We start from the raw sequence: 21,946 nt of genomic DNA on the forward strand, positions 1-21,946 counted from the left end.
GTCCCCTTTTTGCAGTCAGCCCGAGATCGCCAGACGCTCGTTGTGGTAACGGCGCACGGCGGCGAACCACAGCAGTGCGGCCAGGCCGAGGCTGGCACCGAGATAGATGGCCCAGACCGACGGCGTGATGGTCTCGTGGCGGATCACCTTCAACAGCATCTGGTTCTGCGACAGGAACGGCACAGCGTACTGCCACAGCTCGCTCTTCAGCGGATAGGCCACCAGCGCGTAGCCGGGCATCATCGGCAGCAGCATCAGCCAGGTCATGTGGCTCTGCGCTTCCTTCATGCTCTTGGCCGCGGCCGACAGGAAGGTCAGCAGCGAGGTGCCGATCATCAGCATCGGCAGCATCACCAGCAGCATCTGCAGCATCGAGGCGACGTTCATGTTGAACTGGCGGCCGATGTTGCCGGGCGCGATCTGTGCGCTCACCTTGAACGCCACCAGGGTCAACAGCAGCGATACGAACCCGACCACGCAGGCAGCCGCGATCTTGCCGCTGACGATCGCGCTGCGCGAGCCGGGCGTGGCCAGCAGCGGTTCCAGTGACTGCCGCTCGCGCTCGCCGGCGGTGGCATCCATCACCAGATAGGCGCCGCCGATGAACGAGGTCAGCGTGAGCAGCACCGGCAGCAGCATCGACAGGATCATGCCGCGCTTGGCTTCGGCACTGGCCAGGTCCTGGCGTGCCACGTCCAGCGGCCGCGCCACCTGCGCGTCGATGCCACGCGCCATCAATCGCAGCGCGCCGACCTGGCCGTTGTAGGTCGCCAGCGCCGCCTCCAGACGCGCACTGGGCACTTCAGCGGCACGGCGGGTACTGTCCTTGATCACCTCCACCAGCGCCGGCTTGCCATCGGCCCAGTCCTTGCCGAAGTCATCGCTGATGCGCAGCGCCACGTCGATGTCCTGGCTGCGGATGGCCTCGGCCAGGTCCTTCGGCGCCGGTGTGGTGTTCAGCCCCTGCGCGGCGAGGAAACGCACCAGATTGGGGGCGTTGTCCGCACCGATGGTCGGAATCTGCAGCGGTTGTTCGATCTGGGTGCGTACCCGGCTCTCGGCCAGCTTGCCCATGCCCAGCAGCAGCACCGGGTACAGCAGCGGCCCGAACAGCAGGGTCAGCAGCAGCGTGCGGCGATCACGGGAAAGGTCGCGCAGTTCCTTGCGCATCACCGTCATCAGGGTCGACATCATGCTCATGCGTGCAGGCCCTCTTCGCTGCCGATCAGTTTCACGAACGCGTCTTCCAGGTTGGATTCGCCGGCTTGCGCACGCAGTTCATCGGCGCTGCCGGCAGCCATCACCGTGCCCTTGGCGATGATCACGATGTGATCGCACAGCGCGGCCACCTCCTGCATGATGTGGCTGGACAGGATCACGCAGCGGCCCTCTTCGCGCAGGCCCAGCAGGAAGCGGCGCAGTGCGCGCGTGGTCATCACGTCCAGGCCGTTGGTCGGCTCATCCAGAATGACGTTGCGCGGGTCGTGCACCAGCGCGCGGGCGATCGCGGTCTTGGTGCGCTGGCCCTGCGAGAAGCCATCGGTCTGGCGGTCGAGGATGTCACCCATGTCCAGGGCATGCGACAGCACTTCGATGCGTTCGCGGATGCGCTCGGCCGACAGGCCATGCAGCTCGCCGAAGTAGGCGATGTTCTCGCGCGCGGTCAGGCGCTTGTAGACGCCACGCGCATCGGGCAGCACGCCAAGGTGGCGGCGTACTTCCACCGGATTGCGTGCGGCATCGACACCATCGACGCTGATGCTGCCCTGGTCCGGGGTCATCAGCGTGTACAGCATGCGCATGGTGGTGGTCTTGCCGGCACCATTGGGGCCCAGCAGGCCAGTGATGCGGCCGTCCTCGGCGCGGAAGCCGACGTTGGAGACCGCCTGGATGCGGCCGGTGCGGGTGTCGAAAGCCTTGTGCAGGTTGTCGGCGACGATCATGGTTCCCATCCGTTGAACGAGGTGAACGCCGGCACGTAGCTCAGCGTGTCCAGGCAGCCGGCATCCAGCGCCTTGGCATCGGTCTTGTCGATGAACTGGCCGAGCAGGCGCGGCATGCAGCCGGCACTCAGCGTGCCGTGGCCCTGGCCGCGGGCGACCAGCGCGCGGCCATTGGGCAGGCCCTTGAGGACCTGCTCGGCATAGCGCGGGGGTGTCACCGGGTCGAGTTCACCGGACAGCAGCAGCGCCGGTACGTCACTGCGCAGCGGCACGGCATTGGCCGCTGGCGCCGGCTGGTGCGGCCATACCGGGCAGGCCGCGAAGAAGGCGCTGGCCACGTCGTTGCCGAACAGTCGCTCCGGGTCCTCGGCCGGCGCCTTGTAGCGCGGCGCATCCTCGCTGCAGATCACCGACCACTGCATGCCTCGGTTGATCTGGAAATCCATGCTGCGGTTCGCACCGCGTGCCAGCGACGCCAGCGGTGCATAGCGGCCGTGCGCGGCTTCATCGAGCACCAGCGGCAGCAGCGAGGAATACTGCGGCACATAGGAGAAGGCGAACGCCAGGCCGATCACGCTGTCCGGACTCAGCACATCCTGCCGGGTCTGGTTGGTGCCGGGGTCGCGATACTCCACCGAGACCGGCGCACGGCGCAGGGTCTCGACCACGCTGCGCAGCTGCGCGCGGGTGTCGGTCGGGAAGCGTTTGCTGCAGGCGGCATCCTTGCGGCACTGCGCCGACTGCAGGGCGATCGCATCCTCGAACGTCGTGGCGAAGTCGCCGCCCACCACCAGTTCATTGGGCACTACGCCATCGATGACGATGCTGCGGGTGTGCTGCGGATAGGCACCGGCATAGCGCTGGGCCACGCGGGTACCGTAGGAGCCGCCGACCAGGTTGATCCGGTCCACGCCCAAGGCCTGGCGTACCGCATCCAGGTCGGCGATGGCTTCGGTGGTCGTGTAGAAGCGGGCATCGGCACGCCCCTGCAGCGAGGCCGCGCAGCGCTGCGCGTAGTCGCGCAGCGACGCCTCGGTGGGAGCGGCGTCCTCGTCCATCTGCAGGTCCTTGCCGTCCGCGCCGAGGCAGCTGAGCGGGTTGGAGCCGCCGGTACCCCGCTGGTCGACAAGGAAGATGTCGCGCTGCTTGCGCACCTGGCGCAGCGCGGTATCGACGATGACCGCCACTTCGCTGGCCGCCTGGCCGGGACCACCGGCCAGGAAGAACACCGGGTCGGGCTGGCTGGAGCCGCTGCTGCCCGATTCCAGCCAGGCGATGCGCAGGCCAATGCGTCGGCCATCGGGCTGGGCCCGGTCCTCCGGCACCTGCAGGGTGGCGCACTGCGCTTCCACGTTGGCGCTGGCGCCTTCGGTGGACAACGTGCAGGGCTGGAAGTCGATCGTGCCGAAACGGCGGCTGGGTGCATCGCTGGCGCTTTCGGCGCCGGGTGACGGTGACTGGCTGCAACCGGCAAGCATCAGGCTGGCCAACGCCGCGGCCAACGCGAGGTGGTGTCTTTGCATCGTGCTCGTTTCCCCTGGAGGACGTTCCTGGCAACCACGACGGGCTGCCGCGGAAGATGTGACTCAACTTACACGGGCACGGCGTCGTCGGCGATGGGCAGACGCGAAATCTCCGCGGGCGTGGCGCAGGCCAGGCGGTCGCGGCCTGCGGCCTTGGCCCGGTACAGCGCCGCATCCGCCGCTGCCAGCAGCGTGGACAGGTCGCCATGGCCGTCGTCCATGGCCAGGCCGATGCTGGCGGTGACCGTCACCGGCCCGGTGCCCAGCCGCGCCGGCTTCTGCTGCAGAGCGGTACGGATCGCGGCGGCCCACGCCATCGCTTCACCCTGTGTGCTGCCGGCCAGCACCAGCACGAACTCCTCGCCACCGTAGCGGCCCAGCAGCGTGTCGTGGCCCTGCAAACCGTGCTGCAGCAGCGCAGCGAAGTGACGCAGTACCTGGTCACCGGCCAGGTGGCCCCAGCGGTCATTGATCTGCTTGAAGTGATCGACGTCGACCAGCAACAGGGCCAGCGGCCGGCCCTGCCGACGCAGCCGCTGCAACTGCGCCTGGCCGTCGGCCAGCACCGCGCTGCGGTTGAGCAGCCCGGTCAGGCCATCGGTGCGTGCCGCACGCCGCAGATCGACCAGCATGCGCTCGACCAGCAGCAGTACCATCGCGAAGCATCGCGCCAGTTCCAGCATCACCCCGGCAATGTAGGTGACGAACATCGGCGTGCCGGTGCGCATGATGTCCTCACCGGCATCGGGCGCCACCGGCAGGAACAGGCGCACCGCGTGCAGTGCCGCCTCGGCCAGGAACACCGCCGCCGCCAGACGGCAGCTGGTGCGCTGCTGCACGGGGGCATGCCGCAGCAGCAGCCATGCAATCCAGCCATCGACCAGCAGCGTGAACACACTGAACACCTGCAGGCGCACGCCCAGGTCCGGCCAGAGCACCAGGAAGGCGAAGATGCAGGCCATGAACGCGGCTGCCATCAACAACGGACGCCACAGCGGCAGCGGCTGTTCCAGATGCAGCGCCACGCCGCGCAGCATCAGCACCGCGCAACCGGCCATCGCCGCATTCCCGGCCAGTATGGCCGGCACCAACGGCAGGTAGGGGCGCAGCGCAAGCAGGGTCACGCCCAGGGTCAGCAGCCACAGGCTGGCGGTCCACTGGCGCAGCACCGGTTGCCCGCGCAGCACCACCAGCAGCAATGAGAACCCCACGGCGATGCCGATGCAGAGCAGGAAGCCAAGCACGGTGATGGTGGGGAAATCCAGGGACATGCGGCGCTCATCGGCCGGGGCGGCGCGCGCATCTTAGCGCCTTGCGGTGCGATCCCCGTGGCACTGCCTGGCCCGATGGCGATGCCGGGTCTGAAAACGGCGAGCATGACGGCCGGTGCGTGCGCAGAATCCGTGGACAACCCTAGGAGACGCCCATGCATGCGTGGTACCTCGGTGGCCTCGACCACCGCCCCTTCCAGCACCTGTTCGAGAAGAGTGACGCCGCGCTGGCTGCGCTGGGCATCCAGCGTCGCTGGGCCGGCGAAACAGGAGGACACCCCTGCCGGATCGGCCTGAGCGATCCGCCCAGCGGCAGCGAGCTGCTGCTGTTGTCCCATGTGCACCTGCCGCTGCACTCGCCCTATCACGCCTCGGGCCCGATCTTCGTGCAGCGTGGCGTAACGCGCTGCGTGCTGCCGCCGGGTGAGGTACCCGCCTATGTACAGCGCCGTACGATCTCGTTGCGCGCCTATGACCACGCTGCATTGATGCTGGCCGCAGAGATCAGCGCGGGCACTGATGTTGCCGCCCGGCTGGATGCGCTGTTTGCCGACCCTGCCGTGGCCTTCGTGCAGCTGCACAACGCGGCCCACGGCTGCTTCTCGTGCCAGGCAGACCGGGTGGGTATGGCGCCGACGTAGCAGGATCTCCACGACGTGATCGATGCCACGCCGAAGACGTGATCGCCAACGCATCCGTTCAGTCCCGCGTGAAGCCTGCGGGAAGGGCTTCACACCCCCAGTCACGGATCGGCGCTTCCGTGGTTCCTCAGCCTGCATCGCGACTCGATACTCGCCGTGGTGCCGCCGAAAGTCCGCCGTGCAGCGCAGCTCCTGCGGTCACCGTTCTCTTTCGACGACCACAAGGAAGCGCCATGTCATTCCGATCCACACCGCTGTTGCTGGCCACCTCGTTCGCCGCTGCGGGCCTGTGCCTGGCCGGCAACGCATTCGCCCACGGCACCATGACCACGCCGGTCAGCCGCGTCTATGCCTGTTTCCAGGGCAATCCGGAGAACCCGACCAACCCGGCCTGTGCTGCCGCGAAAGCGGTGGGCGGTTCGCAGGCGTTCTACGACTGGAATGGCATCAACCAGGCCAACGCCAACGGCAACCACCAGGCCGTGGTGCCCGATGGCAAGCTGTGCAGCGGCAACAACCCGACCTTCCGCGGGCTGGATGTTAACCGCAGCGACTGGCAGACCACACCGATCCAGCCAGACGCCAGCGGCAAGTTCACCTTCGTGTTCAAGGCGACCGCGCCGCACGCCACGCGTGACTGGCGCTTCTTCGTCACCCGCGACGGCTGGCAACCGGGCAGCCCGCTGCGTTGGGCCGACCTGCAGGAGTTTTGCACGCTGGGCAACACGCCGCTGTCGGCCGATGGCACCTACAAGCTGCAGTGCACGCTGCCACAGCGCAGCGGCCAGCATGTGATCTACAACACCTGGCAGCGCTCGGATTCGACCGAAGCGTTCTACACCTGCATGGACGTGCGCTTTGAAGGAGGCGGTGGCAGCACCCCGCCCGCAGCGCAGTGGCAGGATGCCGGCCCGGTCACCGCGCGCGGCGAGCTGCCGGTCGGCACCACCCTGGCGTTGCGCGTGTTCAACGCCAACGGCAATGACGTCGAACGCGTGGAAGCGACCCTGGCCAGTGGCCAGACTGCGGCCGCGCAGTGGCCGTTGGCGCTGGCCCGCAAGGTCAATGCCAGCGCCCAGCATGCGCGCGTGGGCGTGCTCAACAACGGTGTGATCACGCCCTCCGCCTCGGCCACCGACAACCGCGTGTACCTGAAGGATGGCAACCGCTTCCAGCTCGATACCCAGGTGCCCGACCCCGGCACGCCATCACCGGGCGGTGATTTCGACCACGTGTATCCCGCCGGTATCGGCAGCTACGTGCCGGGCCAGACCGTGGTGAAGGGCGGCGACGGCAAGCTGTATGCCTGCCGCCCGTTCCCGGAAGGTGCATGGTGCAACGTCAACGCCGAAGCCTATCGGCCGGGTGCCGGCGCGGCTTGGCGTGATGCGTGGATCGCGTACTGAGGCAGTGATGCGGGAGGCGGTGCACAGTGCACCGCCTTTCGCCCGGAAGGCGGCACAGTGAGCACCGTGTTGCAGATCGAACACAGCCGCCATCGATTTCAAACTTGTCCGATGTTGCCGACGGCCCTGCATGTGAAGACTGCGCGAGGTTTCCCACACTTCGCAAAGGAGTTCCTGCATGCACCTGTCCCACCGGGCAGTCCTCGCTCTGTCCGTCGTTGCCGGCCTGGCCCTGTCCGGCAGCGCCCTCGCCCACGGCACCATGTCCAAGCCGCTCAGCCGCGTGAAGCAGTGCCACGAAGGCAATCCGGAAAACCCGACCAACCCGGCCTGTGCCGCGGCCAAGGCCATCGGCGGCGCGCAGCCGTTCTATGACTGGAGCGCGATCGCCCACGGCAACGCCAATGGCAACCACCGCGACCTGGTGCGCGATGGCGAGCTGTGCAGCGCCAGCATCCCCAAGTACCGCGGCCTCGATCTGAATCGCAGCGACTGGCCGACCACCCCGGTGCGCGCCGATTCGCGTGGCCGCTACACCTTCGAATTCCTGGCGCCGGCGCCGCACGCCACCCGCGAGTGGAAGTTCTACGTCACCCGTGACGGTTGGCAGCCGGGCAGCCCGCTGCGCTGGGCCGACCTGCAGGAATTCTGCACCCTGGGCAACGTGCCGCTGTCCGAAGGCGGTGTCTACAAGCTGGACTGCCCGCTGCCCAAGCGCACTGGCCAGCACATCATCTACAACACCTGGCAGCGCTCGGATTCGCAGGAAGCGTTCTACACCTGCATGGACGTGCGCTTCGAAGGTGGCGGTGGCGTGGTTCCGCCGCCGCAGTGGCAGGATGCCGGCGCGGTAACCGCCCGCGGTGCCTTGGAAACGGGCACCACCCTGACCCTGCGCACGTTCAACGCCACTGGCAATGACCTGGAAAGCCCAAGTATCACTCTGGCCACCGGCCAGACGGCTGCCAACCAGTGGCCACTAGCCTTGGCCAAGAAGGTAAACAGCAGTGCACAGCAAGTGCGCGTAGGCGTGATGAACAACGGCGTGATCACTCCGGTTGCCTCGGCCACCGAAAACCGCGTCTATCTGAAACCGGGCCATCGATTCCAGCTTGATACCCACCTGCCGGGCGGCGACTTCGACTTCGTCTACCCGGCCGGTATCGGTTCCTACAAGGCGGGCGAGACCGTGGTGAAGGGCACCGACGGCAAGCTGTATGCCTGCCGCCCGTTCCCTCATGGCGAATGGTGCAAAATCAATGCCGAAGCCTACCACCCGGGCACCGGCTCCGCCTGGCGCGATGCCTGGATCCCATACTGAGGCAGGGCACCGGGGGCGGCGTGATGCCGCCTCCGGTTCATGGGGTTGCCGGCCAGCGGCCGGCACTACCAGGGTCCACGCGGTTGCCGGCCAGCGGCCGGCACTACCCTGACTTACTTGCTGCTGACGTACTTCTCGCGGCGGATCTGCGGGTTGCCCAGGCCAGCGGCCTTCAGCAGTTCGGCACAGGCATCGACCATGTCCGGGTTGCCGCACAGGTAGGCGATGTCGGTGGCCGGGTCCGGGGTGAAGCCGGCCAGCGCCTGCTGGACGTAGCCGTGCTGCACGTCCGGGTGCGGATCAGCCGGAAGTTCGCGCGACAGGCATGGAACATAGCGGAAGTTCGGGTGTTTTTCGGCGAAGCTGTAGAAATCTTCGCTATACAGCAGCTCGCCCGGGCTGCGCGCGCCCTGCAGCAGCACGATCTGCACGCCGCGCTCGGCCATGGCCGTTTCCAGCAGCGGCAGCATCGAGCGGTACGGGGTAACGCCAGTACCGGTGGCGATCAGCAGGTAGCGGGCGTTGTGATCACCGGGATTCAGGCAGAACCGGCCATAGGGGCCGGACGCACTGATCTGGCCGCCCTGCTCCAGCGCCTCGAACAGGGCCGTGGCGGCGCCGCCGGGCACGAAACTGACCGCGATATCCACCGCCTCGCCCGGGCCCAGCGCGTGGTCGTGGATGGTCGCCAGCGAGTAGCTGCGCTTGGTTTCGGTGCCGTCGGCGTAGCTGAAATGGACCTGGATGAACTGACCGGGCTGGAAATCCAGCGGCTGTCCATCGTCACGCACGAACTGGTAGTGGCCGACGGTCGGGGCCAGCATGCGGCAGCCGACCAGCTTGAGGGGGAATTGAACAGGCACGACTTTTCGGGACAGTGTGTAGCCGGGGCAAGCCCTCGGGGTCTTCTATAATAGCCCCTCCCCGCCCCTCTCCAGCGCCAGCCCATGGGCGCGAAGGCTTCGAGCTTGGCATCCCAGAACGATACGGCGCCCGCCCTGCGCGTGCGCGACCTGCGCAAGACCTATGACAACGGCACCCAGGCCCTGAAGGGGGTTTCCCTGGAAGTGGCCCCGGGCGACTTCTTCGCCCTGCTCGGCCCCAACGGTGCCGGCAAGTCCACCCTGATCGGCATCATCAGCTCCCTGGTCAACCTCAGCGAGGGCCAGGTGGAAGTGTTCGGCAGCGACCTGGTGCGCAACCGCAGCGCCACCATGCGCCTGATCGGGCTGGTGCCGCAGGAAATCAACTTCAACCTGTTCGAAAAGCCCTTCGACATCCTGGTGAACTACGCCGGTTTCTATGGCGTGCCGCGCGAGGAAGCCGAGCAGCGTGCCGAAGAGGAACTCAAGCGCGCCCACCTGTGGGAAAAGGCACAGGTGATGAGCCGTACGCTGTCCGGTGGCATGAAGCGCCGGCTGATGATCGCCCGCGCGATGATGACCCGCCCGCGCCTGCTGATCCTGGACGAGCCGACCGCCGGGGTGGACATCGAGATCCGCCGCGACATGTGGCGCGTGCTGAAGGAGATCAACGCCGCCGGCACCACGATCATCCTCACCACGCACTACCTGGAAGAAGCCGAGTACCTGTGCCGCCACCTGGCGATCATCAACCATGGTCAGATCGTCGAGCAGGGGCCGATGCGCACCCTGCTGGCCAAGCTGGACGTGGAAGGCTTCCTGCTGGACATCGACGGTGACCTGCCGGCGCAGCTGCCGGTGATCGAGGGCGCGACGCTGACCGCACCGGACCCGCACACGCTGGACATCGACATGCCGCGCGCAATGGACCTCAACCGCGTGTTTGCCACGCTCAACGAGTCCGGTATCCGCGTGCGTTCGATGCGTACCAAGAGCAACCGCCTGGAGGAGCTGTTCGTGCGCCTCACCGGCAACCTGGAGAAGCCTGCATGAGCACCACCGAGCTGACCGACGGCCAGCGCAACCGCGTCGCACTGATGACCATCGTGCGCCGCGAAGTCGCCCGCATCATGCGCATCTGGGGCCAGACCCTGGTGCCGCCGGCGATCACCATGACCCTGTACTTCCTGATCTTCGGCAACCTGATCGGGTCGCGCGTGGGGGACATGGGCGGCTACACCTACATGCAGTTCATCGTGCCGGGCCTGGTGATGATGAGCGTGATCCAGAACAGTTACGGCAACATCAGCTCCTCGTTCTTCGGCGCCAAGTTCGGCCGCCACGTGGAAGAGCTGCTGGTCAGCCCGATGCCGAACTGGGTGATCCTGTGGGGCTACGTGGCCGGTGCGGTGCTGCGCGGCCTGATGGTGGGCGTGATCGTGCTGATCATCGCGATGTTCTTCACCCCGGTGCGCATCCCGCACCCGTTGGTGATGCTGACCACGGTGATCCTGGGTGCGACGATCTTCTCGCTGGCCGGTTTCATCAACGCGGTGTATGCGAAGAAGTTCGATGACGTGGCGATCGTGCCGACCTTCATCCTGACCCCGCTGACCTACCTGGGTGGCGTGTTCTATTCGGTGAAGCTGCTGCCGGGCTGGGCCGAGGCCGCCACGCACGCGAATCCGATCTTCTACATGGTCAATGCATTCCGCTATGGCCTGCTGGGCAGCAGCGATGTGCCGCTGCCGGTGGCCTACGGGCTGATGATCGGATTCGTGGTGGTGCTGACGGCGCTGGCGCTGTGGCTGCTGCGCCGTGGCGTGGGCATGCGCAGCTGAGGGTTGCCTGCAGGGCCTGCGGCCCTGCACCTGCACCTGCACCTGCAGTGGTAGTGCCGGCCGCTGGCCGGCAACAGCAACAGCCAAGGCGGAAGCATCACGAGTTGGGCGGGGCGGTGTGAGGGTGCAGGACACGCCGTAAACCCGTCCGTGGGGGCTCGATGGCGCCATCCATGGCGCCAACGGTCCTGCACCCCCACACCGCCCCACCCCTGACAGTTTCCGGTCGCTGTTGGTAGGTGTCGACCTTGGTCGACACGATGGATCCACGCCATGCGTGGATGGAGCGTTCACGGTAAGGCCGATGCTTGGCTCTTTTCGTTTCGGATTACGGCTAGGCTGTAGAGATGAAGATCACTTCCATTGCGTTGGACAAGGCCGTGTCGGATGGTCCGATCGATGCCTTCAGCCATGTCCTGCTGAGCGATTCGCCCATGCTGGATGAGGTGCTGGATTGCCTGGCCTCGCTGCACGTGGCTGATCCCCTTCATCGTTATCTGTGCACGCTCGACGAAGTCGGCCAGTGCCGCTACACCAGCATGCACGCGTCCGACGACGAGCGCATCGCGCTGTACGAGGACGAAGACCCGGCGACGCCTGAAGATGCGTTGGCGGCACGCGAGCGGTTGCTGGCGCACGTCGTCGCGCAGCTTGAGCATTCCACGCATCGGCTGCAGTGGACCGCGTTGGCGGGTACGTTGATGTGCAGCGACGAGGACATCGAGGCGCTGGTCGCTGCCAATGCGACACCTGATCTCATCATCGATGACGCGGTCTGCGTGCAGCAGGTGCCCGTGACCCGTGATGACCTGCTGATCGCCGCCCTGCCCAACGGCTACTTCAGCGCGGACTGGGACCTCTTCCAGAACCACGCCCTGATCCGGCATCTGCAGGAGCGCTACGACTACCGTCTGTTCGGACTCGGCGCATCGTGGCTCGGTTTCCAGCGCGACCGCGCACCGTCGCCTGCAGAGGCGAGCGCGTTGGTCGCGGACCTGCAGCGCATCTACGCGGCCGGAACGCACGACACGTGGTCACAACTGGCTGCAACGCTGGCCACCCGCACCACACTGCTATTGGGCTACACCGAAGACTTCAGCGAACAACTACCCTGAGCACCACTCTACACGAGCGAGCGCAGCGAGCGACCCGCTTCCGCTCTTGATCTGTCTTCCGTGGTGGCCGCAACCGGAACATGTCCGTGGCCGGGCGGGTAGGTTGCGCAGGGGCGTGAGCCGCATGGATGCGGCGACCGAGCTTACATGGATGTACTTGCAGCGTCCCCTGCGCGGCCTACCCGCCCGGCCAACCCCAGTGAACAGTGCATTCCGCGAACCACCACGAGGGGCTCCGCCGTTGGCCGCAATCTCCGGCACAATCGCACTCCTGATTCCCCAGAAAACGGTGAACGTGCAATGCGCATCCTGATCCTCGGCGCCGGCGGTACCGGCGGTTACTTCGGCGGTCGCCTGGCTCAGGCTGGCGTGGACGTGACCTTCCTGGTGCGCCCCGCACGCGCCGCCCAGCTGGACCGCGATGGCCTGGTCATCCGCAGCCCGCTCGGCGACGCCAGCTTCCCGGTGCAGCACGTCACCGCCGATGCGCTCCCGGCATTGGCCGCGCAGAAGCCGTTCGACCTGGTCATCCTCAGCTGCAAGGCCTACGACCTGGACAGCTCGATCGATGCCATCGCGCCGGCAGTCGGTGCGAACACCACCGTGCTGCCGATCCTCAACGGCCTGCATCACTACAACGCGCTGGACCTGCGCTTCGGCCGCGACGCCGTGCTCGGCGGCCTGTGCTTCATCAGTGCCACCAAGGCCCCCGACGGCGCCGTGCTGCACTTGGGCAAGCCGGCCAAGCTCACCTTCGGCGAGCGCGACGGCGGTGCCATCTCCACGCGCGTGCGTGCCTTCGCCGCCGCCTGTGCGCAGGCCAACCTCGATCACCTGGCCAGCGAGCACATTGGCCAGGAACAGTGGATCAAGTACACCTTCCTGACCGCGCTGGCCGCCGCGACCTGCCTGCTGCGCGCGGATATCGGCAGCATCGTCGCCACCGATGATGGCGAGGCGATCGTGCGTGGCCTGTACGACGAGTGCCTGGCCGTGGCCGAGGCTGCCGGTGAACCGATTCCTGATGCCGCGCAGGACACCGCACGCGGCACCCTGACCCAGGCCGGCTCTGCGTTGAAGGCTTCGATGCTGCGCGATCTGGAAGCCGGCCAGCAGGTGGAGGCAGAACAGATCGTCGGCGACATGCTGGCGCGCGCGCGCAAGGCCGACCAGGAAGCTCTGCTGCTGCAGGTCGCCTACAGCAGCCTGCAGGCCTACCAGGCGCTGCGCGGCGCGTGAGCGCCGCGTTTCAGACCAACGCGCTGCCGGCGCGGGTGCTGATCCTCGGCATGGGCTGGAGCGGGTGCGTGCTGGCTACGCATCTGCGGGCGTTGGGCGTACACGTGGCCGGCACGGTGCGCGACCCGGCGTCGGCACCGCACGATGGCCTGCCGCGCCATCAGCTGCGAGCTGACATGCCACCGTCGCCCGCCCTGCTCGATGAGATCGCGCAGGCCGAGGCCGTGCTGTGCAGCGTGCCGCCCGATGCCGAGGGTGACCCTACACTGCGTCAGCTGCTGCCGGCACTGCAGGAAAGCCCAGCACTTCGCTGGGTGGGCTATCTGTCATCCACGTCGGTCTATGCCGATCGGGCCGGCGGCTGGATCAACGAAACCAGCGTGGCCGATGCTACTGAAACGACCGGCATGCAACGCAGACGCGCCGAGGACCAGTGGCGTGCGCTGGCGGAGCAGCGCGGCATCGCCTCGGCGGTGTTCCGCCTGCCCGGCCTGTACGGTCCCGGACGCAATGCCCTGCTGCAGCTGGCACAGGGACGTGCGCGCCACGTAGTGCGTCCTGGGCTGGTGTTCAACCGACTGCACGTGGATGACCTGGCAACGGTCGTTACCGCATCGATGCAGCGGCCGTGTGTGAATGGGCTGTATCTGCCGGCCGACGACGAGCCGGCACCGCCGCAGCAGGTACTGGCCTTCGCCGCGCAGCTGGGCGGGTTTGCGATGCCACCTGCCATGCCCTGGGACGATCCGGCGCTGAGCCCGACACTGCGGCGCTTCTACGAGAGCAACAAGCGCATCGACAGCACCGGTACGCGCGAGGCGCTGGGCTGGGAGCCGCGCTTCCCGACGTATCGGGAAGGATTGGAAGATCTGGCCGCCGCGTTCGCCGGGCATGGCCCAGCGCTACCACCGCTTCTGTAGAGTCGAGCTTGCTCGACTGCTTTTGCACGGGAGTCGAGCAAGCTCGACTCTACGACACACGGTCGCCGCGTTCGACGCGACGAAGGGAATCAACCCGCGTCCGGCAGGCGGAAGAACGCACGCGTCGCGGCAGTTGCATTCGCGGCGGTCACCGCCACGTCTTCGCCACGGTCGCGCGCCAGTTCTTCCACGATGTGCGAGAGGAACATCGGTTCGTTGCGACGGTCCTTCGGCATCGGCTTCAGCGTGCGCGGCAGCAGATACGGCGCGTCGGTCTCGATCATCAGGCGGTTGGCCGGGATGTTCTTCACCAGCTCGCGCAGGTGCCCGCCACGGCGCTCGTCGCACAACCAGCCGGTAATGCCGATGTACCAGTCCTGGTCCAGGTAGTCGAACAGCTCGTCACGCTCACCGGTGAAGCAATGCACCACTGCCGGGCCTATGCGGCCCTCGAAGTTCTTCATCTGTGCCATGAAATCGGCATGCGCGTCGCGCTGGTGCAGGAACAGCGGCTTGCCATTGTCTGCGGCCAGCTGCAGCTGGCGCTCGAACGTGCGATGCTGGGCCGGGCGCGGCGAGAAGTCACGGAAATAGTCCAGCCCGCACTCGCCCACTGCCACCACTTCCGGGTGGGCATGCAGCGCGCGCATCTCGGCGTCGCATTCCTCGGTGTACTCCACCGCATGGTGCGGGTGCACGCCGGCGGTGGCGTACAGGAAGCCGGGGTGCTGCTGCGCCAGCTGCACGGCCAGCGGCGAGTGCTCGCGGCTGGCACCGGTGATGACCATCTGCACCACGCCGGCCTGGCGCGCGCGGTCCAGCACGGCATCGCGGTCGCGGTCGAAGGAGTCGTGGGTCAGGTTGGCGCCGATATCAATCAGGTGCATGGTCATCGCGGGGGAAAAGTGCCCGCGCATTGTACCTGCGGCTGCCATGGCCCTTTATCCTTTGCACATGAACGCCCCGCTCTTCCCGATTTCCCCGCTGCTGCCGCAGATCCAGCAGCACCTCGCCGCGCAGCCACGACTGGTGCTGGAGGCACCGCCCGGCGCCGGCAAGACCACCCAGGTGCCGCTGGCGCTGCTCGATGCACCGTGGCTGCAGGGGCGGAAGATCATCCTGCTGGAACCGCGCCGGGTGGCAGCGCGCAGCGCCGCGCTGTTCATGGCGCGGCAGCTGGGCGAAGAGGTGGGCGGCACCGTCGGCTACCGCATCCGCTTCGAGAACAAGGTTTCGGCACGCACCCGCATTGAAGTCGTCACCGAAGGCATCCTGACCCGCATGCTGCAGGACGACCCGATGCTGGAAGAGGTCGGTGCGATCCTGTTCGACGAATTCCACGAGCGCCATCTCAGCGGTGATCTCGGCCTGGCACTGGCGCTGGATGTGCAGGCACAGCTGCGCGATGACCTGCGCCTGGTGGTGATGTCGGCAACGCTGGATGGCGAACGGCTGGCACGCTTCCTCGATGCGCCGCGGCTGAGCAGCGAAGGCCGCAGCTACCCGGTGACGGTCAGCCATTTCCCGGCGCGCCGCGATGAGGCGCTGGAACTGCAGGTTCGCCGCGCGGTGCAGCAGGCCTTGGCTGAACATCCCGGTGACCTGCTGGTGTTCCTGCCCGGCCAGCGCGAGATCGCGCGGGTGCAGGCCGGGCTGCAGGAATCGCTGGATGCCGGCGTCGAAGTGCTGGCCCTGCACGGTGAACTGCCGGTGGAGCAGCAGGCCAGGGTCCTGCAGGCGGCCAGTGATGGTCGTCGGCGCGTGGTGCTGGCCACCAACGTGGCCGAGTCGTCGGTGACGCTGCCCGGCGTGCGCGTGGTGATCGACAGCGGCCAGGCGCGCGAACCGCGCTACGACCCCAACAGTGGCTTCACCCGGCTGGACGTGGTGGCCATCGCCCAAGCGTCGGCCGACCAGCGCGCCGGTCGCGCCGGTCGCGTGGCCGAAGGCGTGGCCTGGCGGCTGTGGCCGCAGTCGCAGCGGCTGGAGCCGCAGCGCCGCGCCGAAATCGATCAGGTCGAGCTGGCCGGACTGGCGCTGGAACTGGCCGCCTGGGGCAGCAGCGACCTGCGCTTCCTCGATCCGCCACCGGCCGGCCCGATGGGTGCCGCCCGCGAACTGCTGCAGCGGCTCGGCGCGCTGTCCAGCAGCGGTGCGATCACCGCACTTGGCCGCCGTGTGCTGGCGCTGGGCACGCATCCGCGGATGGCGGCGATGCTGCTGGCCGCGCCCGATGCCCGCGCACAGGCGCTGGCCGCCGATCTGGCCGCCCTGCTGGAGGCGCGCGATCCGTTGCGCCAGGGCGGTGATGCGCTGGCCGCGCGTTGGCGTGCGCTGGCGGCATTCCGCAATGGCCGCGCACCGGGCGACGCCAACCGCAGCGGCCTGGCCGCGATCGATGCCGCCGCCAAGCAGTGGCGTCGCCGCCTGCGCTGCGAGGCCGCACCACCGGCCAGCATCGAAGCGCACGAAATGGGCGACCTGCTCGCACATGCCTTCCCCGACCGCATCGGTGTCCAGCATCCCAGCGATCCGCTGCGCTACCTGCTGGCCAATGGCCGCAGCACGCGCCTGCACGAATTGAGTGACCTGCGCGGCGAGCCGTGGCTGGTAGCCAGTGAACTGCGCTTCGAGGCACGCGACGCGCTGCTGCTGCGTGCCGTACCGGTGGACGAGGGCCAGCTGCGCAAGGCGTGGCCGGAGCGCTTCGTGACCGAGGACGTAGTGCGCTGGGACAGCGAGCGTCGCGCCCTGGTGGCACTGCGCGAGACCCGTTTCGACCGCATCATGCTGGACAGCCGCTCGGCCGGCCGGGTCGATCCGCAGCACGCCGCGCAGGCCCTGACCGATGCGGTCGCCGAACTTGGCCTGCAGGCCTTGCCGTGGACCGAAGGCCTGCGCCAGTGGCAGGCACGGGTGGAATCGCTGCGGCGCTGGATGCCCGAGCTCGGCCTGCCCGATTGCAGCGACGACGCCCTGCTGGCCACGTGCGCGCAATGGCTGCAGCCTGCGTTCGCCGGCAAGAGCCGCCTGGATGCGCTGGACGAGTCCAGCTTCGGCGAAGCGCTGAAGTCGCCGCTGGAATGGTCGCAGCGGCAGCTGGTCGAACGTCATGCGCCCACCCGCATCACCGTGCCGTCCGGACTGGAGCGGCCAATTACCTATGCGCTGGACAGCGAGAGCGGCGAACCGTTGCCGCCGGTGCTGGCGGTGAAGCTGCAGGAACTGTTCGGCCTGGCTGACACGCCGCGCATCGCCGATGGCCGCGTGCCGCTGACCCTGCACCTGCTCTCGCCCGGTGGCCGCCCGCTGCAGGTCACCCAGGACCTGCGCAACTTCTGGGAAAACACCTACGCGGAAGTGAAAAAGGAAATGAAGGGCCGCTACCCGCGCCATCCGTGGCCGGATGACCCGTGGACGGCGACGGCCACCCATCGGGCCAAGCCGCGTGGCACCTGACCGGTAATGGCGGCCGCTGGACGGCACTACCGGCTGCGGACCCTGCCTGATCCTGAATGGCTGCGGTAAAGTCACGCCACGTGTGACCTCGACTGACATACCGTTTACGGGCAACACGCGACACTGGACTTCGACCCGAGGCAAAGGACCCCCGCATGAGCAAGCTGACCGTAATCACCGACCGCGCTCTGGAGCGCGCCCTGGAGCTGGCCCACACCGCCGGCGATGGCCTGAAGAGCGCCGGTGGCAGCCTGCGCAATGCGGACTGGATCAAGACCGGCGCCGCCATCGGCGCAGTGAAGACCGGCGGCAAGGCCGCAACCAAGTTCGTGCGCCGCAATCCGGCAGTGGCCGTGGCCGCCGCTGCGGTCGGTGTAGGCCTGCTCGGCTACGCGCTGTACCGCAAGCAGCAGAAGAAGAAGGCCGCCAATGGCCACGTGGTGAATGGCCAGGCGCAGCGCATCAACGCACGTGACCGCCGCAACGACACCGTGGTGGACGAGCACAGCGATATCGGCAGCGACGCCTGAGCCTGCCGGGGTCGGATCCTTTCCACAGGAAGGACTCTGACCCCAAGGCACTACATGAGGGCCGGACACCGGAAGGTATCCGGCCCTTTCTGCATCAACCGATCTGCCGCCACTGCCCCGGCTGCAGGTCGTCCAGCCGGTAAGGCCCCATCGACACGCGGACCAGCCGCAGCGTCGGCAGGTTCACCGCCGCGGTCATCCGCCGCACCTGCCGGTTGCGGCCTTCCCGGATCGTGATCGCCAGCCAGGCGTCGGGCACGGTCTTGCGGAAGCGTACCGGCGGATCGCGTGTCCACAGCGACGGCGCCGGATCGAGGCGCTCGATCTTCGCCGGCAGGGTCGGCCCGTCATTGAGCACCACGCCCGTGCGCAGCTGCTGCAGCTGTTCGTCGCTGGGCATGCCTTCCACCTGCACCCAGTAGGTCTTGTCAGCCTTGTGCCTCGGGTCGGTCAGCTTGTGCGCCAGCGTACCGTTGTCGGTCAGCAGCAGCAGGCCTTCGCTGTCATGGTCCAGGCGACCGGCGGCATACACGCGCGGCGGCAGGCCGAACCCGGCCAGCGTCGGCCGCGGCGGTACGCTGCGGTCGGTGAACTGGCAGAGCACGTTGAAGGGCTTGTTGAAGGCGATCAGCATTGCGGGCACGGCAGTCGGCGGGTGGGGCATTGTCCCATTCCCGCATCGCCGCCGCGATCACCACTCAGCCGAAGACCTTCCTTTCCATCAACAGCGCAACGAGCACCACCACGGCGCCGCACGTGGCGGCAGCGTTGGCGCGATACCGTAGCCGCGCTACCGGCGGGCAGGCCCTGCGCGCACGTTCGTCCCACAGGCAACCCACGAGCAGCACCGCAAAACCTGCCGCTGCCACGAGATCATGCACGTGACCCGCATGGAACACGAAGTCGTACAACCGCGGCAGCGCCATCAATGCGAAGGCGAAGTACAGCACTTTCTTCAACAGCACACTCCATTGGTGGCAGCGCCGGGCATTGCCCGGCCGCTACCCATTCCGCCCGACACCGCGCTGCGCGCTCACCAGGCACGGCCCGGCGCCCCCCTTTACGGCTTGATGAAGCGCAGGGTCATGCGGTCGCTTTCGCCGATCCCCTGGTACTTCGCATCATCTGCCTTGTCATGCTGGTTGGTCGGCGGCAGCGTCCACACGCCGTTCGGGTGGTCCTTGGTATCGCGCGGGTTGGCGTTGACCTCGCTGCGCGCATCCAGCTTGAAGCCGGCGGCCTCGGCCATCGCGATCACCTGCTGCTGGCCGACATAGCCGGTGTCATCGTCGTCGGCCACGTCGGCCTTGGCGCGATGCTCGACCACGCCCAGCACGCCGCCCGGCTTGAGCACGTTGAAGAAGCCCTGGAACATGCCCTGCGCCTGGCCGGCCTTGCGCCAGTTGTGCACGTTGCGGAAGGTCAGCACCACGTCGGCTGAACTGGCCGGGCCGAACACCGGCTTGGCCGGATCGTAGGCGACCACGGCGGTCTTGCCGAACTGTGCCGGCGCACCGGCGTACCTCTTTTCCAGGCTGTCGCGGCTGCGCTGCTGGTAGTCACGGCCGCGGCCCTCGGGCACCGCCATCGGGTCGACCACGGCGGCAACATAGTGGCCCTTGTCCTGCAGCAGCGGCGCCAGGATTTCCGAGTACCAGCCGTTGCCGGGGGTGATCTCGATGACGGTCTTTTCCGGCGTCACCTTGAAGAACGACAGCGTCTGCGCCGGATGACGGAAGCCATCGCGCTTGACGTTGTTGGCATCACGGGTCGACGCCTTCACCGCCGCATCGATGGCCGGTGATACCTGGATCTTCGCCGGTGCCACCGTGGCCGGTGCGGCGAACGCGGGAACAGCGGCAAGCAGGGCCGAAGCAAGCAGCAGGCGGCAACCACGCAGGGACGAAGCAGGCATCATCGGAGCGACTCCAGCGGAAGATGCGGCGAGACTAGCAGCCGCGGCGTCCCAGGTGTTCACAAAACGTTAGCTGCGTGCGCATCGCGGAACACTGTTTTGTGGTCACCGCCGCAGCACGGTCACACAACGCGTTTTATTCTGGAGCACTTCCCCCAAGGAGTCCGTGCCCATGACGGCAACCCGCGAACTGGGCCGTTCCGGCCTGCATGTACGTCCGCTCGCCTTCGGTGGCAACGTGTTCGGCTGGAGCGCCGATGAGAAGGCCAGCTTCGCCCTGCTCGATGCCTTCGTCGATGCCGGCTTCAACCTGGTCGACACCGCCGATGTGTATTCGGCCTGGGTGCCGGGCAATGCCGGCGGCGAATCGGAAACGCTGATCGGCAAGTGGTTTTCCCGCAGCGGCAAGCGCGACAAGGTGGTGCTGGCGACCAAGGTGGCCAAGTGGGCCGAGCGCCCCGGCCTGACCCCGGACAACATCAACGCCGCGGTGGAAGATTCGCTGCGCCGCCTGCAGACCGACGTGATCGATCTGTACCAGGCCCACGAGGATGACGAGTCAACGCCGCTGGAAGCGACCCTGGCTGCATTCGGCCGGCTGATCGAAGCCGGCAAGGTGCGTGCGATCGGTGCGTCCAACTACAGCGCCACGCGCCTGGCCGATGCGCTGAAGGTATCCACCGACTACAAGCTGCCGCGTTACGAAACCCTGCAGCCCGAGTACAACCTGTACGACCGCGCCGGCTACGAGAAGGAGCTGGAACCGCTGGTGCAGCGCGAACAGATCGGCGTGATCGGCTACTACGCCCTGGCCAGCGGCTTCCTCAGCGGCAAGTACCGCACGCCGGCCGATGCGGCCAAGAGCCCGGCACGTGGCGAGAACGTGGTGAAGCGCTATCTGAATCCACGTGGCCTGCGCATCCTGCAGGCGCTGGATGACGTGGCCAGCAAGCACAGCGCCAGTGCCGCGCAGATCGCACTGGCGTGGCAGATCGCACGGCCGTCGATCACCGCGCCGATCGTCAGCGCCACCAGCGTCGAGCAGCTGCACGATCTGTTGGCCGCAGCCAACGTGTCGCTGAGCGTGCAGGATGTCGCGCAACTCGACGCCGCTAGCGAAGAAGGCTGAGTTGTAGTGCCGGCCGCTGGCCGGCATCGCACAGTCCGGTAGTGCCGGCCGCTGGCCGGCATTGCGCGGTAAAGAAGAAAATAATTGAACAAAATGGTTGCGCACGAGTAAATCGTGGTTTATCGTGCGCACCTCGTTTCAACAACCACTGGAAACTTCCCTTGAACGCGCATTCCGTCGCCATCGCCAAACTGCTGCCATGCCTGCGCATGGACGTGCTGGCGCGCGCGTTCGGCAAGGAAGTCCAGCTGACAACGGCCTGATACCCGCCCTGCGGAGATCGGCCACCCCGATCTCCGAGGCTTGACGACGCCCTCGGAACGCAAGTCCCGGGGGCGTTTTCGTTTGCGTCGGCACAAGGACCCGCGATGCCAGAACTTCACCCCGCGCGGCAACCCGCCGCTCACTGACACAGGTTTTTTCCGCTCCGCCGAAGGATTTACTTCGCGCGAGTGGCGACGCCTGGACATTATCTGCATCGCATCAAAACATTATCGCTCGCGATAATGTCGATGGCCTGCACCCTCGATTCTCCAACGGTCCCGTTTCCACCACGGGCTGGTGCGCACGGCGTTGCCGTGGCGTATGCCGGAGGTCGCGGACATGCCATCGCCTGGATCGCCTGCTGGAAGCAGGCATCGGTTCGCCGGTACGCGGTTCGATTCCGCGCGGTCCCCAACTGGATAGCTCAGCTTGGTCAGAGCAACGGATCCGTAATCCGTCTGTCGTGGGTTCGATTCCCACTCCAAACCACATGACCTGTCACGTCATGACTTGAAGCAACACCCGGGGCGCAAGCCCCAGCGGCCATCGTCGCCGTCCACAGACAA

At 67.2% G+C, this 21,946-nt stretch carries 20 protein-coding genes and 1 tRNA gene; 12 read left to right on the forward strand and 9 right to left on the reverse strand.

Translation table 11 applies throughout. The features are described 5' to 3' along the window. Positions 1-15: 15 nt before the first annotated feature. The 4 genes from ACZK5G_RS21515 to ACZK5G_RS21530 all read right to left on the reverse strand — a co-directional run bounded on the left by ACZK5G_RS21515 (position 16) and on the right by ACZK5G_RS21530 (position 4,737). A complete protein-coding gene (locus ACZK5G_RS21515; protein WP_478464758.1) occupies positions 16-1,200 on the reverse strand; it encodes an ABC transporter permease in 1,185 nt (394 codons plus the stop codon). Beyond that, on the reverse strand, positions 1,197-1,943 hold the full coding sequence (locus tag ACZK5G_RS21520; RefSeq protein WP_012512433.1) for an ABC transporter ATP-binding protein: 747 nt from the start codon (positions 1,941-1,943) through the stop codon (positions 1,197-1,199). Before ACZK5G_RS21520 ends, ACZK5G_RS21515 begins: the two co-directional genes overlap by 4 nt. Continuing rightward, on the reverse strand, positions 1,940-3,466 hold the full coding sequence (locus ACZK5G_RS21525; protein ID WP_197615696.1) for an alpha/beta hydrolase: 1,527 nt from the start codon (positions 3,464-3,466) through the stop codon (positions 1,940-1,942). Before ACZK5G_RS21525 ends, ACZK5G_RS21520 begins: the two co-directional genes overlap by 4 nt. Positions 3,467-3,534: 68 nt before the next feature. Continuing rightward, entirely contained in the window at positions 3,535-4,737 is a 1,203-nt protein-coding gene (locus tag ACZK5G_RS21530; RefSeq protein WP_478464759.1) for a GGDEF domain-containing protein, read from the reverse strand. Between the two features lie 155 nt (positions 4,738-4,892). Between ACZK5G_RS21530 and ACZK5G_RS21535 the strand changes: the two genes are divergently transcribed. From ACZK5G_RS21535 to ACZK5G_RS21545, 3 genes are all read left to right on the forward strand, one after another. Continuing rightward, a complete protein-coding gene (locus ACZK5G_RS21535; RefSeq protein ID WP_478464760.1) occupies positions 4,893-5,378 on the forward strand; it encodes a DUF1203 domain-containing protein in 486 nt (161 codons plus the stop codon). 233 nt (positions 5,379-5,611) lie between these two features. Next, positions 5,612-6,784, forward strand: a complete 1,173-nt coding sequence (locus ACZK5G_RS21540) for a lytic polysaccharide monooxygenase (protein WP_478464762.1) — start codon at positions 5,612-5,614, stop codon at positions 6,782-6,784. A gap of 178 nt (positions 6,785-6,962) precedes the next feature. Continuing rightward, positions 6,963-8,105, forward strand: a complete 1,143-nt coding sequence (locus ACZK5G_RS21545) for a lytic polysaccharide monooxygenase auxiliary activity family 9 protein (RefSeq protein ID WP_478464763.1) — start codon at positions 6,963-6,965, stop codon at positions 8,103-8,105. A gap of 113 nt (positions 8,106-8,218) precedes the next feature. Here the strand turns inward: ACZK5G_RS21545 and ACZK5G_RS21550 are convergent, their stop codons facing one another. Then, the gene (locus ACZK5G_RS21550; protein ID WP_080291795.1) at positions 8,219-8,968 is read right to left on the reverse strand and encodes a ferredoxin--NADP reductase; all 750 of its coding nucleotides are present in this window, start codon (positions 8,966-8,968) and stop codon (positions 8,219-8,221) included. An 84-nt stretch (positions 8,969-9,052) separates the two neighbouring features. Here ACZK5G_RS21550 and ACZK5G_RS21555 point away from each other — a divergent pair, with 84 nt between their 5' ends. The 5 genes from ACZK5G_RS21555 (at position 9,053) to ACZK5G_RS21575 (ending at position 14,083) form a co-directional block, all read left to right on the forward strand. Further along, positions 9,053-10,021 (forward strand): ABC transporter ATP-binding protein, encoded by a 969-nt coding sequence (locus ACZK5G_RS21555; protein ID WP_049400895.1) that lies wholly within the window; start codon positions 9,053-9,055, stop codon positions 10,019-10,021. Next, complete coding sequence (locus ACZK5G_RS21560; RefSeq protein ID WP_010482250.1) at positions 10,018-10,809, forward strand: ABC transporter permease; 792 nt, start codon at positions 10,018-10,020, stop codon at positions 10,807-10,809. Before ACZK5G_RS21555 ends, ACZK5G_RS21560 begins: the two co-directional genes overlap by 4 nt. 347 nt (positions 10,810-11,156) lie before the next feature. Beyond that, complete coding sequence (locus ACZK5G_RS21565) at positions 11,157-11,924, forward strand: hypothetical protein (RefSeq protein WP_478464765.1); 768 nt, start codon at positions 11,157-11,159, stop codon at positions 11,922-11,924. Between the two features lie 300 nt (positions 11,925-12,224). After that, entirely contained in the window at positions 12,225-13,163 is a 939-nt protein-coding gene (panE, locus tag ACZK5G_RS21570; protein ID WP_110714088.1) for a 2-dehydropantoate 2-reductase, read from the forward strand. A gap of 50 nt (positions 13,164-13,213) precedes the next feature. After that, on the forward strand, positions 13,214-14,083 hold the full coding sequence (locus ACZK5G_RS21575) for a Rossmann-fold NAD(P)-binding domain-containing protein (protein WP_478466547.1): 870 nt from the start codon (positions 13,214-13,216) through the stop codon (positions 14,081-14,083). Positions 14,084-14,172: 89 nt separating this feature from the next. On the opposite strand, the gene ACZK5G_RS21580 is transcribed toward ACZK5G_RS21575, so the two are convergent. Beyond that, positions 14,173-14,970 (reverse strand): TatD family hydrolase, encoded by a 798-nt coding sequence (locus ACZK5G_RS21580; protein ID WP_478466549.1) that lies wholly within the window; start codon positions 14,968-14,970, stop codon positions 14,173-14,175. 67 nt (positions 14,971-15,037) lie between these two features. On the opposite strand from ACZK5G_RS21580, the gene hrpB reads away from it, so the two are divergent. Next, a complete protein-coding gene (gene hrpB, locus ACZK5G_RS21585; protein WP_478464767.1) occupies positions 15,038-17,542 on the forward strand; it encodes an ATP-dependent helicase HrpB in 2,505 nt (834 codons plus the stop codon). A 155-nt stretch (positions 17,543-17,697) separates the two neighbouring features. Then, a complete protein-coding gene (locus ACZK5G_RS21590) occupies positions 17,698-18,072 on the forward strand; it encodes a hypothetical protein (RefSeq protein ID WP_019336760.1) in 375 nt (124 codons plus the stop codon). Between the two features lie 94 nt (positions 18,073-18,166). Here ACZK5G_RS21590 and ACZK5G_RS21595 read toward each other — a convergent pair whose 3' ends face one another. The 3 genes from ACZK5G_RS21595 to ACZK5G_RS21605 form a co-directional block, all read right to left on the reverse strand. Continuing rightward, positions 18,167-18,706 (reverse strand): pseudouridine synthase, encoded by a 540-nt coding sequence (locus ACZK5G_RS21595; protein WP_049460607.1) that lies wholly within the window; start codon positions 18,704-18,706, stop codon positions 18,167-18,169. A 64-nt stretch (positions 18,707-18,770) separates the two neighbouring features. Beyond that, entirely contained in the window at positions 18,771-19,037 is a 267-nt protein-coding gene (locus ACZK5G_RS21600) for a hypothetical protein (protein ID WP_012481577.1), read from the reverse strand. Between the two features lie 95 nt (positions 19,038-19,132). Beyond that, positions 19,133-19,990, reverse strand: coding sequence for a class I SAM-dependent methyltransferase (locus tag ACZK5G_RS21605; protein ID WP_478464769.1), 858 nt, complete (start codon positions 19,988-19,990; stop codon positions 19,133-19,135). Between the two features lie 169 nt (positions 19,991-20,159). Here ACZK5G_RS21605 and ACZK5G_RS21610 point away from each other — a divergent pair, with 169 nt between their 5' ends. Both ACZK5G_RS21610 and ACZK5G_RS21615 read left to right on the forward strand, forming a co-directional pair. Beyond that, positions 20,160-21,116 carry an aldo/keto reductase gene (locus tag ACZK5G_RS21610; RefSeq protein WP_478464771.1) on the forward strand — a complete coding sequence of 319 codons (957 nt, stop codon included), beginning with the start codon at positions 20,160-20,162 and terminating at the stop codon, positions 21,114-21,116. A 679-nt stretch (positions 21,117-21,795) separates the two neighbouring features. Further along, positions 21,796-21,869 (forward strand) — tRNA-Thr (locus tag ACZK5G_RS21615). Positions 21,870-21,946 lie beyond the last annotated feature (77 nt).

The sequence above is a fragment of the Stenotrophomonas sp. 62841_Sma genome (assembly GCF_056482945.1).